15 protein-coding genes and 1 riboswitch are annotated in these 16,278 nt (G+C 70.7%); of the genes, 7 read left to right on the top strand and 8 right to left on the bottom strand.

Annotated elements, in window-relative coordinates; all coding sequences use genetic code 11:
* Window positions 1–23 precede the first annotated feature (23 nt).
* Window positions 24–1,412, top strand: coding sequence for an MFS transporter (locus ACH34Q_RS42295; protein ID WP_395988858.1), 1,389 nt, complete (start codon window positions 24–26; stop codon window positions 1,410–1,412).
* Between the two features lie 44 nt (window positions 1,413–1,456).
* Window positions 1,457–2,545 (top strand): NAD(P)/FAD-dependent oxidoreductase, encoded by a 1,089-nt coding sequence (locus tag ACH34Q_RS42300; protein WP_395988859.1) that lies wholly within the window; start codon window positions 1,457–1,459, stop codon window positions 2,543–2,545.
* 15 nt (window positions 2,546–2,560) lie between these two features.
* On the opposite strand, the gene ACH34Q_RS42305 is transcribed toward ACH34Q_RS42300, so the two are convergent.
* Window positions 2,561–3,010 (bottom strand): MarR family winged helix-turn-helix transcriptional regulator, encoded by a 450-nt coding sequence (locus ACH34Q_RS42305; RefSeq protein ID WP_395988860.1) that lies wholly within the window; start codon window positions 3,008–3,010, stop codon window positions 2,561–2,563.
* 119 nt (window positions 3,011–3,129) lie between these two features.
* Here ACH34Q_RS42305 and ACH34Q_RS42310 point away from each other — a divergent pair, with 119 nt between their 5' ends.
* Window positions 3,130–4,041, top strand: coding sequence for an LLM class flavin-dependent oxidoreductase (locus ACH34Q_RS42310; protein ID WP_395988861.1), 912 nt, complete (start codon window positions 3,130–3,132; stop codon window positions 4,039–4,041).
* Window positions 4,042–4,069: 28 nt separating this feature from the next.
* Here ACH34Q_RS42310 and ACH34Q_RS42315 read toward each other — a convergent pair whose 3' ends face one another.
* The 4 genes from ACH34Q_RS42315 to ACH34Q_RS42330 form a co-directional block, all read right to left on the bottom strand.
* The gene (locus tag ACH34Q_RS42315) at window positions 4,070–4,837 is read right to left on the bottom strand and encodes a group II truncated hemoglobin (protein ID WP_395988862.1); all 768 of its coding nucleotides are present in this window, start codon (window positions 4,835–4,837) and stop codon (window positions 4,070–4,072) included.
* A gap of 134 nt (window positions 4,838–4,971) precedes the next feature.
* Window positions 4,972–5,520, bottom strand: a complete 549-nt coding sequence (locus ACH34Q_RS42320; RefSeq protein WP_395988863.1) for a copper resistance protein CopC — start codon at window positions 5,518–5,520, stop codon at window positions 4,972–4,974.
* 32 nt (window positions 5,521–5,552) lie between these two features.
* Window positions 5,553–6,269 carry a YcnI family protein gene (locus ACH34Q_RS42325; protein ID WP_395988864.1) on the bottom strand — a complete coding sequence of 239 codons (717 nt, stop codon included), beginning with the start codon at window positions 6,267–6,269 and terminating at the stop codon, window positions 5,553–5,555.
* A gap of 109 nt (window positions 6,270–6,378) precedes the next feature.
* The gene (locus ACH34Q_RS42330) at window positions 6,379–6,954 is read right to left on the bottom strand and encodes a hypothetical protein (protein ID WP_395988865.1); all 576 of its coding nucleotides are present in this window, start codon (window positions 6,952–6,954) and stop codon (window positions 6,379–6,381) included.
* 104 nt (window positions 6,955–7,058) lie between these two features.
* A riboswitch (cobalamin riboswitch) is annotated at window positions 7,059–7,307 on the top strand.
* Between the two features lie 90 nt (window positions 7,308–7,397).
* On the opposite strand from ACH34Q_RS42330, the gene ACH34Q_RS42335 reads away from it, so the two are divergent.
* Both ACH34Q_RS42335 and ACH34Q_RS42340 read left to right on the top strand, forming a co-directional pair.
* Window positions 7,398–9,797, top strand: a complete 2,400-nt coding sequence (locus tag ACH34Q_RS42335) for a ribonucleoside-diphosphate reductase subunit alpha (protein WP_395988866.1) — start codon at window positions 7,398–7,400, stop codon at window positions 9,795–9,797.
* Window positions 9,788–10,792: a ribonucleotide-diphosphate reductase subunit beta gene (locus ACH34Q_RS42340; protein WP_395988867.1), complete on the top strand. Its 1,005-nt coding sequence runs from the start codon at window positions 9,788–9,790 to the stop codon at window positions 10,790–10,792. The genes ACH34Q_RS42335 and ACH34Q_RS42340 overlap by 10 nt, the downstream gene beginning before the upstream one ends.
* A 97-nt stretch (window positions 10,793–10,889) precedes the next feature.
* Here ACH34Q_RS42340 and ACH34Q_RS42345 read toward each other — a convergent pair whose 3' ends face one another.
* The 3 genes from ACH34Q_RS42345 to ACH34Q_RS42355 form a co-directional block, all read right to left on the bottom strand.
* Window positions 10,890–11,261 (bottom strand): PH domain-containing protein, encoded by a 372-nt coding sequence (locus ACH34Q_RS42345; RefSeq protein ID WP_395988868.1) that lies wholly within the window; start codon window positions 11,259–11,261, stop codon window positions 10,890–10,892.
* Between the two features lie 112 nt (window positions 11,262–11,373).
* Window positions 11,374–12,033: a class I SAM-dependent DNA methyltransferase gene (locus ACH34Q_RS42350; RefSeq protein ID WP_395988869.1), complete on the bottom strand. Its 660-nt coding sequence runs from the start codon at window positions 12,031–12,033 to the stop codon at window positions 11,374–11,376.
* Window positions 12,034–12,070: 37 nt separating this feature from the next.
* Window positions 12,071–12,676 carry a TetR/AcrR family transcriptional regulator gene (locus tag ACH34Q_RS42355; RefSeq protein ID WP_395988870.1) on the bottom strand — a complete coding sequence of 202 codons (606 nt, stop codon included), beginning with the start codon at window positions 12,674–12,676 and terminating at the stop codon, window positions 12,071–12,073.
* 114 nt (window positions 12,677–12,790) lie between these two features.
* On the opposite strand from ACH34Q_RS42355, the gene ACH34Q_RS42360 reads away from it, so the two are divergent.
* A complete protein-coding gene (locus tag ACH34Q_RS42360; protein ID WP_395988871.1) occupies window positions 12,791–13,573 on the top strand; it encodes an oxidoreductase in 783 nt (260 codons plus the stop codon).
* Window positions 13,574–13,799: 226 nt separating this feature from the next.
* Window positions 13,800–16,058, top strand: a complete 2,259-nt coding sequence (locus ACH34Q_RS42365; protein WP_395988872.1) for an ATP-binding cassette domain-containing protein — start codon at window positions 13,800–13,802, stop codon at window positions 16,056–16,058.
* The last annotated feature ends 220 nt before the right edge of the window (window positions 16,059–16,278 follow it).

A 16,278-nucleotide genomic window follows, 5' to 3' on the forward strand; every position in this document is an offset into this window, starting at 1 on the left:
TGTGTAGTTATGGAGGTGTGCGGATGAAGAACCGCTGGTGGCTGGTGGCGGGGACCGCCCTGGTCGTGTTCATGGCGACGCTCGACACCAGCGTCGTCGCGGTGGCCCTGCCCGCGCTCGAACGGGACTTCGGCGTCCGGACCGCCGCCACCGAATGGGTCGTCCTCGGCTACCTGCTGCCGCTGATCGCCCTCACGCTGCCCGCCGGCCGCTTGCTCGACCGGGCCGGACCGCGCTCGACGCTGATCGTGGCGGTGGGCGGGTTCACGCTCGCCAGCCTCGCGGCCGGGGCCGCGCCCAGCCTGTCCGTGCTGGTCGGGGCCCGGATCGTGCAGGGCGCGTTCGCCGGGGTGCTGTTCGCCCTGATCCCGATGATCACGACCCGGGCGGTCCGGCCCGCCTACGTCGGCCGGGCGTCCGCGCTGGTCATGACCTTCGGCCCGCTCGGCGCGGTCAGCGGCCCCGCCGTCGGGGGACTCGTCACCGGCACGTGGGGCTGGCCGTGGATCTTCTACCTGAACGTCCCGGTCGGCCTGCTGGTGATCGGGATCGCGCTCGCGCAGATGCCCGCGGACCGGCTCCCGCGCCGTCCCGGTCGCTCGTTCCTCACCGAGACCGCGCTGCTCACGGCGGCGACCGCGGCCCTTCTGATCGGCCTGTCGCTCAGTGCCGGGCACGGCCTCGGCTGGCTCGCCCTCGCGCTGCTCGCCGTACCGCCCGTCCTCGCCTGGTGGCGAAGTGAGCCGAGCCGCCCGTTCCGCGACCTGACGCGGGTACCGGGCGTGTCCGCGCCGGTCCTCGCCGTGCTGCTGAACGCGCTGGCCATCTCGATGATCGAGTTCCTGGCGCCGTTCTACCTGCAGCGCGTGCTGAGCCTGTCCGCCGCCGCGGCCGGTGCGGTGATCCTCGCGTTCCCGCTCGGCATGGTGGCGGCGGGCCCGGTCGGCGGCCTCCTCGGCGACCGCTGGGGCGCCGCCCGTACCGCCTTCCTGGGCGTCCTCGTGACCACGGCGGGAACGCTGCTGCTCATCCCACTGGGCGCCGATTGGCGGCCGGTGGATCTGGCCTGGCGGCTGGCCGTCGCCGGAATCGGTACGGGGATCTTCGCCGGCCCCGCGTTCACCCTGGTCATGACGCAGGCTCCCGAAACCCTGTCCGGTACGGCCGGGGCCGCCCAGAGCCTGGCCCGCCAGCTCGGTTTCTCGCTGGGCCCGGCGCTCGCGACGACCTCGTGGGCGGTGTCGGGGTACGCCCCGTCCGGCATGCGAGCGGGCCTGGCCGTCGCCGCGTCCGCCGGGCTCCTCGCGCTGCTCGCCCTGTGCCGTACGGGGCGGCGCCGTCCGGGCGATCGGAGTTCGCGGGTGGCGGGAGATCCGGATTCCGGGATTGCAGTTCGTGTCACGAACTACTAGGGTCGGCCTGGATAGTTCGTGTCACGAATGAAGAGGTGGACGGTATGGGACGTACGGTTGCGGTCATCGGCGGAGGGTACGGAGGCGCCGCGGTCGCCAAGGCACTGGACGCGGAGACGGATGTCGTGCTCATCGAGCCCAGGGACGCGTTCGTCCATTCCGCCGGGTCGCTGCGCGCGCTGGTGCAGCCGGACTGGGCGGGCAACATCTTCTTTCCGTACGACAGGCTGCTCGAGCGCGGTACGGTCCTTCGCGACCGCGCCGCCTCGGTGGACCCCAAGGGCGTGGCGCTGGCGTCCGGAGAGTACGTGGACGCGGACTACCTCGTTCTCGCCTCCGGCTCCGACTACCCGTTCCCGGCCAAGACGGACACCGACTCGGCGGGCGAGGCGCTGGAACGGCTCCGGGCCGCCCATGCGGAGCTCGCGGGGGCCGGCCGGGTGCTGATCACCGGGGCCGGGCCGGTCGGGCTGGAGCTGGCCGGAGAGATCAAGGCGGTGTGGCCGGACAAGCACGTGACGATCGTCGATCCGGCCGGCCTGCTGGTCCCCGGTTTCCAGGCGGAGATGCGCGAGGACCTGCACCGCCAGCTGGACGCGCTCGGTGTGGACCTGCGGCTGGGCACCGCCCTCGCGGCGCAGCCGTCCACCGAGCCGGGACGTGCCGGGGCCTTCGCCGTGACCGCCGGTGGCGAGGAGATCTCGGCGGACATCTGGTTCCGGTGCCACGGAGTCAGCGTCAACGGCGGCTACCTCGATGGCCTGGTCTCGCGTACGGAACGAGGGCAGGTGCGGGTGACCGAGACGCTCAGCGTCGAGGGACACAGCCACATCTACGCGCTCGGAGACCTCACCGACGTCGACGAGGCCAAGATGGCCGGGTACGCGATGCAGCACGCCGAGGTCGTGGCGCAGAACATCATCGCCCAGGTGCGGGGCGAGCGGCCTACGGCGGTCTACCGGCCGTCGCCCGTTCCCTCGGTGCTGCTTCCGCTCGGCCCCGGCGGCGGCGTCGGCCAGATACCCTCGCCCGATGGAGACGGCGCGGCGGTGCTGCCGGCGGAGACGGTCAGCGAGTACAAGGGCGCGGACCTGTTCACCGGACTGTTCGTGGAACTCTTCGGCACCGGCTGAGCGTCCGCCGTGGGATCAGTCCAGGAAGACCATCGGCACCTCGTTGTCGAGGACGACCCGGCTGAGCAGGTCCGCGAGCCGGGTGCGGTCGGCCTCGTCGAGGCTCGCCGGCAGCAGTTCGACCCGCCGGCAGGTCTCGTTGTAGAACTCCTCCGCCAGCTTGTCGCCCTCGGTGGTGAGCGTGACGCGGACCGCGCGCGCGTCCTGCGGATCCGGCTCGCGCCGGACGAGGCCGCGCCGCTCGGTCCGGTCCACCAGGCCGGTGAGGCTGGACTTCGCCAGCCCCAGCACCCCGCCCAGCTCGCTCATCCCGTACGGCTGGCCCATCAGCACGCAGAGCAGCTGCCCCTGCTGCGGGGTCAGCCCGTGCTCGCGGCTCGACTTGGCGTACACGGCGTCCACCAGAAAGGAGGCCCGCACGAGCGCGGTAACGACGCTCATCGACTCGTCCGAAGAATTCCCCATTCGGCCAGAATACGGCAGGGGGTGCGGTTGTTGTCGCAGTAGGACAAGAAATTCGTAGGACGAACTTCTGGGCCGCGCTCGCCCGTACGGGAGCGGCCGCCCGCTGAAAGGGGAGCAAGATGACGCAGGCACGGAAGACATTGTTCGGAATCGGCGGCGGGAGCGCGATCGGCACGGCGCAGGAGACCCTGCGGCTCGCCGTTCAGGCGGACGAGCAGGGGCTCGACCTGTTCTCGGTCTCCGACCATCCCTACTTCGGCGACCGGCTGGACGCCTACGCGATCATCGGGATGGTGCTCGGCCGGACCACCGGGATCGCGGGGCTGGCGAACGTCACCAACCTGCCCAGCCGCCCCGCGCCCATGCTGGCGCGCACGATCACCTCGCTGTCCGCGCTCTCGGGCGGACGGATCGTGCTCGGGATGGGCGCCGGCGGGCTCTGGGACGACATCGTCCGGCTGAGCGTGCCGCGCTGGAGCCCGGGCGCGGCCGTACGGGCGCTCGAAGAGGCGATCACGCTGGTCAAGGCGCTGTCCGGCGGCGGCGACCCGGTGACGTTCGAGGGCGAGTTCTACCAGGTCACGGCCCTCGACCCCGCCCCGGTCCCGGCCGCGCCGGTGTGGACGGGCTCGGTCGGGCCGAAGTCGCTGGCCGTCGCCGGCCGGGTGGCCGACGGCTGGATCCCCGGGCACGCCGCCGACTGGCTCAGCCCGCGCTACCGCGAGTCCCGTCCGGTCATCGACGACGCGGCGAGGGCGGTGGGACGCGATCCCGGGGACATCGCCACGGTCTACAACCTGCCCGGCCGCATCACCTCGGCCCCGCTCGCCGCCACCCGCGACGGCAAGGGCCGCTGGAAGGGCGGCTCGCCCGAGCAGTGGATCGAGGAGCTCACCGGCGCGGTGCTCGAGCACGGCGCGTCGGGCTTCACCTACTTCCCGGCCGGTGACACGCCCCTGGACGTCGCGCTCGGACGTTGGGCCCAGGAGATCGTCCCGGCCGTACGCGAAGCCATCGAGAAGCCCGCCTGACGAGCACCTTGCGGCGGGCGCGCCGTTCTCAGGGGCTGGGGATGTACGGGGGTGCCACGCCCCAGCCCCACTTGGGGACGGGTGCCTGCTTCGGCGGTGTCGCGCCGAGCTGCGAGTTGGACAGCGCCAGGCGGGTGCCCCATTCGATGTAGCCGAAGAAGGCGGCGCGGAACTCGGGGTCGTCGGGAAGGCCGACCTCGTCGGCGGCGTCCATCAGCAGGCTGACCCAGCGGCGGCGCTGCGGCTCGGTGATGGCCTTGTCCGTGTGGTGGGAGAGCATGCTGCTGTAGCCGCCACGTTCACCGGTGTAGCGCGAGGGACCGCCGAAGACCTCCGCCAGCCACATCGCGACGAACGCGGGATGGTGCGGGTCCATGTGGGCGAAGAGCGGGCCGATCAGGTCGTCCTTGAGCACCCGGGCGTAGAACGCCTCGGTGAGCCGCTCGAACGCCTCGCCGCCGCCCGCCCACTCGTACACGCTCGGAACGGACGCGCCCGCGCCGCGCACGGGGGTGCGCTCGTAGTGGCGCATCTCCTCGATCTGCTTCACGTACGGGCGGATCTCGGCGAAGAAGGCGGGGAAGTGCTCGCCGCCCCGGAAGCCCTGCAGGTGGTCCTCGGCGGAGGTCCAGGTGATGCGCAGGATGTACGACTCGGGCTCTTCGACGCACCGGGACAGTTCGTACTCGACGCACTGGGGTGCGGCGGCGAGGGACACGGCGGCGCGCGCGTAGGCGGACTCGAACTCGTCGGCGTCCTGCCGGCCGATCCGGTAGCGGATGTACTCGACGATCATGTGATCACGGCCCCGATCCATAGTTGGCGCCATCAATGTAATCGAGTAATCATCGGTCTGGGGATGGGTTGGCCGGACCCGGCACCCGAGTCGGGTACCGGGTCCGGAACCCGGGTCCAGGAGGGACCGGCAGGTCAGTCCTGCGTGGGCCGGCGGGCCCAGGCGACGCCGCCCGCGATGGCCGCGATGAGCAGCGCGGCGACACCGATCCACAGCCAGCCGGACGAGGAGCCCTTCTCCTCTTCCTGGCCGGCCGCCTGCGTCGTGGCGGGAGCGGCGGGGGCGGGGGCGGCGGCGCCCGACGGTGCCGTCTGCGTCGCCGGCGAGCCCTTCACCGTGAACGTGTAGGTACCCGTGATCGGGTGGCCGTCGCTGGACACCACGCGCCAGCCGACCGTGTACTCCCCGTTCGCGAGCGTCCCCTTCACCGGCTGGGCGACCTTGTTGTCGATCGCCTGCGCGGCTCCGGCCTCGTGCCGGGTGCCGTCGGGGCCGGTGAGCACGATCCGCGGGACGCGGACGGTCCCGGTGAAGGTCAGTTCGATCTCGCTCGGCGACGCGATCTGCGCGCCCTTCTCCGGGTTGGAGGACTTCAGGGAGTCATGCGCCCAGGCGGGGGCGGCGCCCAGCCCGAGCATCGCTCCGACCAGCGTGAACGCTACTGCGATCTTCCTGATGCTCATGCCTGCCTCCTTGCCCATGACCGCCTTCCTGCTCATGCCTGCCGCCTGGTACGGGAGAGGCCGAAGCCGCCGATCCCGATTCCGATCACACCGGCGGCCAGCCCCAGGCCGCCGACCAGCCGGGCCGTACCGTCGTCAGCGGACGCGGCGGACGCGGGTGTCTTGGCGCTCGTGGCGACCATCCCGGTAGCGGCCGGGGCGGTGCCCTTGGGGGTGAGCTTGAGGACCGGCGCCGGATGCTCGGGCTCGTTCGTCCCGTCGCCCGGGTCCTGATCCCACTTCACGACCTCGTCGTTGGAGTAGGTCTGCTCGGCCTTGAACAGTACCTGGTCGACGTTGGTGGGCAGCGGGCCCATCGAGACGTCGAACTCCTCGAACCGGCCCGTCTCGATCTCGCCGCCCGTCCAGACGATCCGGGAGACGGCCTCGGTGATCTCGCCGCCGTCGGTCTTCACCGGCGCCTCGAGCTTGGCGCGCTCGACCTTGACCGTCCAGCCGGGAACGGCCCGTACCGACACGTGCTCGATCGGGTGGCCGGCCGGCATCTCGATCGCCAGCTTGGTGGTCCCGGCATTGGGCCGCTCGTTCGGGACCCGGAAGGAGACCTTGGTGAACGAGCCCTGCTCGGCGGTACGGGGGTTGGCGGTGACGTGGGCGGCGGCGCCGGAGGCCAGGCCGACGATCGAGACGGCGGTCAGCGAGGCGAGTGCGGCGGCCCTGCGGGCGCGCCTGGACATGTCCCTGGACATGGGGATTCTCCGTTCGAGGCGTACGGAATTCGAGGCGTACGGGTTCATGCCGGACGCGCCGGGAATGGGCGCGCGTCCGGTGGCGTACGGCACTCCTCGTACGGCCCGTTCAGCCGTACGCGAGCGCCCTCGAACGCCGTGGCGGCCCGCGCCGTACGACCTGGTGCCGCAGGATCCGGCCGGCCGGACCCGTCGTGATCTCCGCCACCGTCACCCGGGGTGTACGGGGTGGCACGGTGACGGGTTCGATCGTGAGCAGCAGCCGCGCGGGGCGCTCGGCGATCCGCCGCGCCAGGGACCAGGCGGCCCGTTCACCGCGCCGCAGCCACCAGGCCGAGACGACCGCCGCGCCGATGTGGGCGAGCGTCATCGCCGTACCCGACTCGTGGCCGGCGATCTCGGCGGGCGCGTGATGCCCGCCGGTGGACGAGGCGCCCGCGTACAGGCTGTGCAGGACGAACTGGCCGCCCAGCAGCCCGCCGAGGACGGTCGGCAGCGAACGCTCGTGGCCCGCCAGCGCCAGCGTCACCGCGAGGACCCCGCCGAAGCCGGCCACGATCGCCCAGGAGGGGACCGTGGTGGTGGAGGTCAGCGCGTGCCCGAGGGTCGCCAGCGTCACGCAGACGGTGGTGAAGACCACCGCCCGGGAGGCCCGGAACAGGGGACGCGGCGGCTGCGGTGACATGGCGCGCCCATCGTCCCACCCCCGGCCGGTGATCTCCACACACCCCCCGAGATCGGTATGGCCGCCCCACATCTAGTGTTGTCGCAATCGGCCTCACCTAGATGTAGGGTCATGATCGTGCTGGTTCGCCCGTGCCGATCGAGGGCGCGGGCGTCGTAAGAGGGAACCCGGTGAGATTCCGGGACTGCCCCGCAGCGGTGAGCGGGAACGACCGCCGTCATCGGCACTGGCCCACGCGGCGTTCAGGGAACGCGGCGAGCGGGCCGGGAAGCGACGGCCACTAGGTCACGTCCTCCTTCCGGGAGGCGTGCTGCCCGCGAGTCCGAAGACCTGCCCGCACCGATGTTTCGTCCAGGCCTCGCGGGAGGGCCGGTGGGCGGTGCGCGGCGGCCTGCCGTGCTCCCCTCCCTTGCCGCGGGGCGAGCTCGCGAGGGAGAGAGCACGTGACACGGCAACTCACAGCGCCGCCGGCCACGCCCGGTGTTTCGGACGGTGTTTCCGACGGTTCCACGGGCGTCGCCGCTGAGATCGAGCGCGCCTGCGCCGGACTGCCCGGTGCCGATCCGCGGCCGCTGCTGGCGGCGGTACGGGGCGAGGCTGGCGACGCGCGGCGGCGGGAACGCGCCATCGCCGAGGCCGCCGCGCTGGTGGCCGCCGAACCCGCGTACTCCAGGGTCGCGGCGCGGCTGCTGAGCCTGCGGATCGCCGCCGAGACCGAGGCCGAAGGGGTACGGACGTTCGCGGAGTCCGTCGCCGCGTCGCACGCGGAGGGCCTGCTGGCCGACGAGGCCGCGGCCTTCGTCGCCGAGAACGCCGATGCCCTCGACGACCTGATCGACGCGAGCGCCGACGAGCGTTTCGAGTATTTCGGGCTCCGCACGCTCTACGACCGGTACCTGCTGCGCCACCCGAGCACGCGCCGCGTACTGGAACGGCCGCAGTTCTTCCTGATGCGGGTCGCGTGTGGATTGTCCTACAGCGACGAAGTCGCATCGGGGGGTGTGGGGGGTAGCCCCCCCACGGGTGGACACGACACGGTGGGCGACGCCGCTGAGCTGTACGGGCTGCTCAGCACGCTGTCGTACCTGCCCAGCTCCCCGACGCTGTTCAACTCGGCGGCCCGCCGCCCGCAGCTGTCGTCCTGCTTCCTGCTCGACTCGCCGCAGGACGAGCTGGAGTCGATCTACGAGCGGTACGCGCAGGTGGCCCGGCTCAGCAAGTACGCGGGCGGGATCGGGATCTCGTGGACCCGGGTCCGGTCGCGCGGGTCGCTGATCCGCGGCACCAACGGCCACTCGAACGGGATCGTCCCGTGGCTGCGGACGCTGGACTCCTCCGTCGCCGCCGTCAACCAGGGCGGCCGCCGCAAGGGCGCCGCATGCGTCTACCTGGAGCCGTGGCACGCCGACGTCGAGGAGTTCCTGGAACTGCGCGACAACACCGGCGAGGACGCGCGCCGTACGCACAACCTCAACCTCGCCAACTGGATCCCGGACGAGTTCATGCGCCGGGTCGAGGCCGACGGGACCTGGTCGCTGTTCGACCCCAAGGAGGTCCCCGAGCTCACCGACCTGTGGGGCGAGGAGTTCGACGCCGCGTACCGCAAGGCCGAGGACGACGGCCGGTACGTACGGCAGGTCGAGGCCCGCCGGCTGTACGGGCGGATGATGCGGACGCTCGCCGAGACCGGCAACGGCTGGATGACGTTCAAGGACGCCGCCAACCGGGCCTGCAACCAGACCGCCGATCCCGGCCGCGTGGTGCACCTGTCCAACCTCTGCACCGAGATCCTCGAAGTCACCGGAAACAGCGAGACCGCCGTCTGCAACCTCGGCTCGGTCAACCTGGCGGCCCACACCGGCGAGGACGGGATCGACTGGACGCGGCTGCGCGGCACCGTCCGTACGGCCGTCCGCTTCCTGGACCGGACGATCGACCGCGGCTTCTACCCGACCGACGAGGCGGCGGGGGCCAACCGGCGCTGGCGGCCGGTCGGGCTGGGCGTGATGGGCCTGGCGGACGTGTTCTTCAAGCTGCGGCTGCCGTTCGACTCGCCGGAGGCGCGCGAGCTGTCCACCCGGATCGCCGAGGAGATCGCCCTCGCCGCGTACGGCGCGTCGGCCGACCTGGCCGAGGAGCTGGGACGGCTGCCCGCGTACGAGCACACCCGGACGTCCCGCGGCCAGCTTCACCTGGACCACTTCCCGGACGCGAGCCCGGCCCGTACCGCCGAATGGGACGCCCTGCGCGCCCGGATCGCGGACGTCGGCCTGCGCAACTCGCTGCTGATCGCGATCGCGCCGACGGCCACGATCGCGTCCATCGCGGGCTGCTACGAGTGCATCGAGCCGCAGGTGTCCAACCTGTTCAAGCGCGAGACGCTGTCGGGCGAGTTCCTGCAGATCAACGGCTACCTGGTCGCGGACCTGAAGGCCCTCGGGCTGTGGACGCCGGCCGTACGGGACGCGATCAAGCGCTCGAACGGCTCCGTCCAGGGCATCACCGACCTGCCCGGCGAACTGCGCACCCTCTACCGCACCGCATGGGAACTGCCCCAGAAGTCCCTGATCGACCTGGCGGCGGCGCGCACGCCGTACATCGACCAGAGCCAGTCGCTCAACCTCTTCATGGAGACGCCGACCATCGGCAAGCTCTCCTCGATGTACGCCTACGCGTGGCGGAGCGGTCTCAAGACGACCTACTACCTGCGCTCCCGTCCGGCGACGCGGATCGCGCAGACGACGATCACACCAGCGGCCACGACGGCGACCACGGGCGCCACCACGGACGAGGCCGTCATGTGCTCCCTCGAAAACCCCGAAACCTGCGAGGCGTGCCAGTGAGCCTGCTCGACCCCGGCATGGACCTGACCCTCAGGCCCATGCGCTACCCGGACTTCTACGAGCGCTACCGCGCCGCCATCCGCAACACCTGGACGGTCGAAGAGGTCGACCTGGCCTCCGACCTGGCCGACCTCGCCAAGCTCTCCCCAGAGGAACAGCACCTGGTCAACCGCCTGGTCGCGTTCTTCGCCACCGGCGACTCGATCGTGTCGAACAACCTCGTCCTCAACCTCTACAAGCACATCAACGCCCCGGAGGCGCGCCTCTACCTGTCACGCCAGTTGTTCGAGGAGGCCGTCCACGTCCAGTTCTATCTGACGCTGCTGGACACCTATATCCCGGACAACGACGAGCGCGCGCGGGCGTTCGCGGCGATCGAGCACATCCCGTCCATCCGGGCGAAGGCGGAGTTCTGCTTCCGCTGGATCGATTCCCTGGGCGGCCTGGACTCGCTCCAAACGGCCACCGACCGCCGAACGTTCCTGCTCAACCTCATCTGCTTCGCCGCGTGCATCGAGGGTCTGTTCTTCTACGGGGCGTTCGCGTACGTCTACTGGCTCCGTTCCAGGGGCCTCCTGAACGGCCTCGCGTCCGGCACCAATTGGGTGTTCCGGGACGAGTCCATGCACATGGAGTTCGCCTTCGCGGTCGTCGACACCGTACGGGCCGAGGAGCCCGAACTGTTCGACACCGAGATGACCGACCAGGTCACCCGCATGATGGAAGAGGCCGTCGAAGCCGAACTGGCCTTCGCCCACGACCTCTGCGGCGACGGTCTCGCAGGAATGAGCGCCGACGACATGCGCATCTACCTGGAGTACGTGGCCGACCAGCGCCTCGCACGACTCGGCCTACCGGTCCGCTACGGATCGTCCAATCCGTTCGCCTTCATGGAGCTGCAGGACGTCCAGGAGCTGTCCAACTTCTTCGAGCGCCGCGTCTCCGCCTACCAGCGAGGAGTAGAAGGAACCGTAGCCTTGGACGAAGCCTTCTAACCCATCCCCGCCCTCCTCGTCGACTCGTGGCGTGTTCGCCTCTGGCGTCGCCGTCAAGGCGAACACGCCACGAGTCAATCTGGGCGGCTGGGACGGTTCAGCGGGTGATGAGGTCCGTGATCACGTTGTGCACGTGATGGGTCTTCTCCTCGCCCCGGAACTCCACCTCGTACAGCTGCGTCCCCACGTGGATCGCGATGGCGCCGCTGGAGAAGAACGAGCCGGCCCACGACTTGTTGCTGACCACGCTGACCGAGCTGATCTTCGCGTACGGGATGCTCGTGATCGCGACCCGCTTGCCGACGAACGACGTGTCCTGAACGATCACGCGCCGGTTCGTGAGCCCGATGAATCCCGTGCCGGCGCCCACCGCGTCGTACACCGCGATGATCTGCTCGCCGGGCAGCAGCCCGCTCTCGATCTGCTTGAGCTGCCCCGACCTGTCGTGCGGAACCCCGCCGCGCCCCATATCGCCTCCCGTGTGCCGTTACCGGGTACGACGGCCGGACGGTATCGCCCGTTCCAGGACAAAGGCCCTTTCGTTCAGCTGGTGGCCAGGAGGTCAGCGGGGGGTCGGGAGGTCAGCGGGTGGCGAGCAGGAAGGCTTGCCGGGTCGGCTCCGGATAGTCGCCGTCCTTGTCGGGCTCGCGCAGAAGGCGCGCCCGTACGTCCAGCCCGGCCCCGGCGAGCAGTTCGGCCACCTGGTCCGGCCGCCGATGGTGGAAGTCGAGCGAGATCTCATGCCCGGCGGCCCGTGACCAGTGCGCCACCTCGTCCCCGACCTGGAAGGCGAGCAGCAGGTGGCCGCCGGGAGCCAGCGCCCGGTGGAACTCGCTGAAGACCGCCGCCAGCCGCTCGTGCGGGACGTGGATGATCGAGTACCAGGCCACGATGCCGCCGAGGCCGCCGTCCGGAAGGCCCAGTCCCGGCATCGAGCCCACCTCGAACCGCAGGTCCGGGTACGCCCGCCGGGCCGAGGCGATCATCTCGGGCGACAGGTCGATCCCGAACGCCGGCAGGCCCAGGCCGTGCAGGTACGCCGTGATGCGGCCGGGTCCGCAGCCGATGTCGGCGACCGGTCCGGCGCCGCCCGCCCGTACGAGTTCGGCGAACGCGTCGAGCATCGCCCGGTCCAGCGGCTTGGCCGCGAGTTCGTCCCGGATCCAGTCGGCGTAGTCGGCCGCCAGGGCGTCGTACGACGCGCGCGTGGCCCGCAGGAAGTCCGGATCGGTCGAGCCCATGACCTCAACATAACGGCCGCGCGCCGCCCGCACAGGGTCAGAGGCGGTCGGGGTGGGGGGTGCCGACGCCTCGGAGGAAGGTGTCGACGACGCGTGTCGCCAGCGCGCCGGTGCTCTCTTCGCCGTCCCGGTCCTGCGTGGCCTCGTGGATGAGGGCGTAGTAGACGCGGCGGGCCCACTGGATGTCGGCGTCGGCGCGCAGGATGCCCGCCTGTTTCGCCCGCTCGAACAGCTGCTCGCACTGGTCCTGGACGTCGGCGTGGACGCGGGCCACTTCGGGGCCCGCCGAGGCGGTACGGCTCATCGCGAACGACCAGCCGATCTTGACGTCGAGGACGTTCGCGGTCACCTGGTAGAGGGCGACCAGGGGCGGGGCGGTGTCGGCGTGGGCGGCGTCCACGGCGGCGGCGAACTGCTGGATGGCCCATGCCATCAGGGCGTCGATGAGTGCTTCGCGGGTGGCGAAGCGACGGTGGACGGTGGTGCGCGCGACGCCCGCGGCTTCGGCGATCTGCTCCATGGTGGCGCCGGGATCGCGGCCGAGGGTCCGTTCGGCCGCCGCCAGGATCGCCATCACGGTTCGCTCGGTGTCCGCGCGCCGGGGTCGTTCGCCGGTACGGGCCTCCTGCCGCTGCGTTGCCATGAGGAGACCTTACAGCACATCGGTGTATCGATTAAGAACAGACTTGCGTCATAGGTGTTGCAAGTTGTAGCTTCATCGCATCTTCACTGATGCAGGACGAGAGGGAGACGGCTCATGGACATGCAGCTGAACGGCAAGACCGCCGTGGTGACCGGTGCGAGCAAGGGGATCGGGCTGGCGACGGTCGCCGCGCTGGCCGGCGAGGGCATGCGGGTCGTGGCCGCCGCGCGTACCGCCACCCCGGAGCTGAAGGAGACCGGCGCGATCATCGTGCCGATGGACCTGTCCACGGCGGACGGTCCGGGTCGGCTGATCGAGGCGGCGCTGGACGAGCTGGGCGACATCGACCTGCTCGTCAACAACGTCGGAGGCGGCGACGGCGGCGGTGTGGGCGGGTTCCTCGCCTTCGACGATCAGCAGTGGCAGGGCACGTTCGAGCTGAACCTCTTCGCCGCCGTACGGGCGACCCGCGCCGCGCTTCCCAGCCTGCTGCGCCGCCGGGGCTCCATCGTCAACATCTCGTCCAACGGTGCCCGGATCCCGCACGCCGGGCCGGTCGTGTACACGACGGCGAAGGCCGCCCTGACGGCCTTCGGCAAGGCACTCGCCGAGGAGTTCGGTCCTCAGGGCGTGCGGGTCAACACCGTGTCGCCCGGCCCGGTACGTACCGCCATGTGGGAGGACCCCAGCGGTTACGGTGCCGAGCTCGCCAAGGCCATGGGCATGGAACGGCACGAGCTCGTGGCCGCGCTGCCAGGCGCGACGGGCATGGTCACCGGACGGCTCGTCGAGCCCGCCGAGGTCGCCGCGCTCATCACGCACCTCGCCTCGCCGCACGCGGCCAGCATCACCGGCGCCGACCACATCATCGACGGCGGGGCGATCAAGACCGCGTGACGGCGCCGGCTCCGGAATGTCGTTGGTTGCTCGTAAGGTCCTTTGGACGCCCTGATGACTTCGGACGCACTGATGACCGGTCGGGCCGATTTTACTCCGTACGCCGTATAGAATAGTGCGTTCGGGGTGGCGCCGGCCCGGCCGTGAGCACGCGAGCGAGAACACGCGGGCGAACACGCCAAGGCGTCCACAGGTAGCCGCTGAGCAGCGAACACGAGGGAGCACTATGCATCCGGCCGACAGCCACAGCGTCATCCAGGTGCGCGGCGCCCGGGAGAACAACCTGGCCGACATCTCGGTCGACCTGCCCAAGCGGCGGCTCTCGGTCTTCACCGGGGTGTCGGGCTCGGGGAAGTCCTCGCTGGTCTTCGCCACGATCGCGGCCGAGTCGCAGCGGCTGATCAACGAGACGTACACGGCGTTCCTGCAGTCGTTCATGCCGAGCCTGGGCCGCCCGGACGTGGACGAGCTGCGCAACCTGAGCGCCGCGATCGTGGTCGACCAGGAGCGGATGGGCGCCAACTCGCGTTCCACGGTGGGGACCGCGACCGACGCGTACGCGATGCTGCGGATCGTGTTCAGCCGCCTGGGCACCCCGCACATCGGTACGGCCGGCGCGTTCAGCTTCAACCTGCCGGAGGGGATGTGCCCCGAATGCGAGGGCATGGGGCAGGTCTCCAAGATCGACATCGAACAGCTGGTGGACCGCGAGCTGTCCCTGAACGAGGGCGCCATCACGGTCCCCAACTTCACCGTGGACTCCTGGTACTGGCAGGTCATGGCGCATTCCGGCTTCTACAGCCCGGACAAGAAGCTGAAGGACTTCACCGAGCGGGAGTGGGAGGACTTCCTGCACAAGCCCGCGACCAAGGTGAAGGCGGGCTCGCACAACACCACGTACGAGGGGCTCGTCACCAAGGTCCAGCGGACCTTCCTCGCCAAGGACCGCGAGTCGATGCAGGCCCACATCCGGACCTTCGTCGACCGGGCCGTGGTCTTCGCGGTCTGCCCCGACTGCGGCGGCTCCAGGCTGAGCCAGGCCGCGCTGTCGTCCACCATCGACGGGACGAACATCGCCCAGTGCTCGGCGATGCAGATCAGCGATCTGGCCCGGTTCGTCCGGACCCTGGACGCCCCGTCGGTCGCGCCGCTGCTCGCCAACCTGCGCGACCTGCTCGACTCGCTCGTCGAGATCGGCCTCGGCTACCTGAGCCTGGACCGGCCCTCGGGCACGCTCTCCGGCGGTGAGGCGCAGCGCGTGAAGATGGTGCGGCACCTGGGCTCCAGCCTCACGGACGTCACGTACGTGTTCGACGAGCCGACCGTCGGGCTGCACCCGCACGACATCCGGCGGATGAACGATCTCCTGCTGCGGCTGCGCGACAAGGGCAACACGGTGCTGGTCGTGGAGCACAAGCCCGAGGTCATCGCCATCGCCGACCATGTCGTCGACCTCGGCCCGGGCGCGGGCACCGAGGGCGGACACATCTGCTACACCGGCGACGTGGCCGGGCTGCGCGCCTCCGACACCCTCACCGGACGGCATCTGGAGCACCGCGCCCGGCTGCGCGAGACGCCCAGGACGCCGCGCGGGAAGCTGTCGATCCAGGGCGCCGACCTGCACAACCTGCGGAACGTGGACGTGGACGTCCCGCTCGGCGTGCTGACGGTGATCACCGGGGTGGCCGGGTCCGGCAAGAGTTCGCTGATCCACGGGTACGTGGCGGGCCGGGAGGGCGTGGTCGTCGCCGACCAGTCGGCCATCCGGGGCTCGCGCCGGTCCAACCCGGCCACCTACACCGGCCTGCTCAGCCCGATCCGGACCGCGTTCGCCAAGGCCAACGGTGTGAAGCCGGCCCTCTTCAGCGCCAACTCCGAGGGCGCCTGCCCCAACTGCAACGGCATCGGCCTGGTCTACACGGACCTGGCGATGATGGCCGGGGTGGCGTCGGTATGCGAGGAGTGCGAGGGCAAGCGGTTCACGCCCGAGGTGCTCACGTACACGCTGCGCGGCAAGAACATCAGCGAGGTCCTGAACATGTCCGTGGCCGAGGCGGACGAGTTCTTCCCGTCCGGCCAGGCACAGGCGATCCTCGGGCGGCTGCGGGACGTGGGCCTGGGCTACCTGCGGCTCGGCCAGCCGCTCAACACGCTGTCCGGCGGCGAGCGCCAGCGGATCAAGCTGGCCATCAATATGGCGCAGAAGGCCGCGACGTACGTCCTGGACGAGCCGACGACCGGCCTGCACATGGCCGATGTCGACCAACTGCTCGCGCTGCTCGACCGGCTGGTGGACGGCGGCAACTCGGTGATCGTCATCGAGCACCATCTGGCCGTGATGGCGCATGCCGACTGGATCATCGACATCGGCCCGGGCGGCGGCCACGACGGCGGCCAGGTGGTCTTCACCGGAACCCCCGCCGACCTGGTGGCCACGGAGGACACCCTGACGGCCCGCCACCTCCGCGAGTACGTCACCACCTGACGAACCGCGACGGCGCCGGACGCCCGAGGGGTGCGTCCGGCGCCGCCGGGATGTTGACTCGTGGCGTGTTCGCCTGAAAACGCCAGGCCAATCGGCGAACACGCCACGAGTCAACGGAAGCGGGTGTCAGGGGCAGGCCGGGTAGAGGGCCCTCGTTCCGGTCGAGTACGCGGCGGGGTCGCTGAATCGGCAGCCGTAGGCCGGGTCGGCGACCGTGCTC

It is taken from the genome of Actinomadura sp. 9N407, assembly GCF_044326315.1.
In the GTDB taxonomy this organism is placed as follows: domain Bacteria; phylum Actinomycetota; class Actinomycetes; order Streptosporangiales; family Streptosporangiaceae; genus Spirillospora.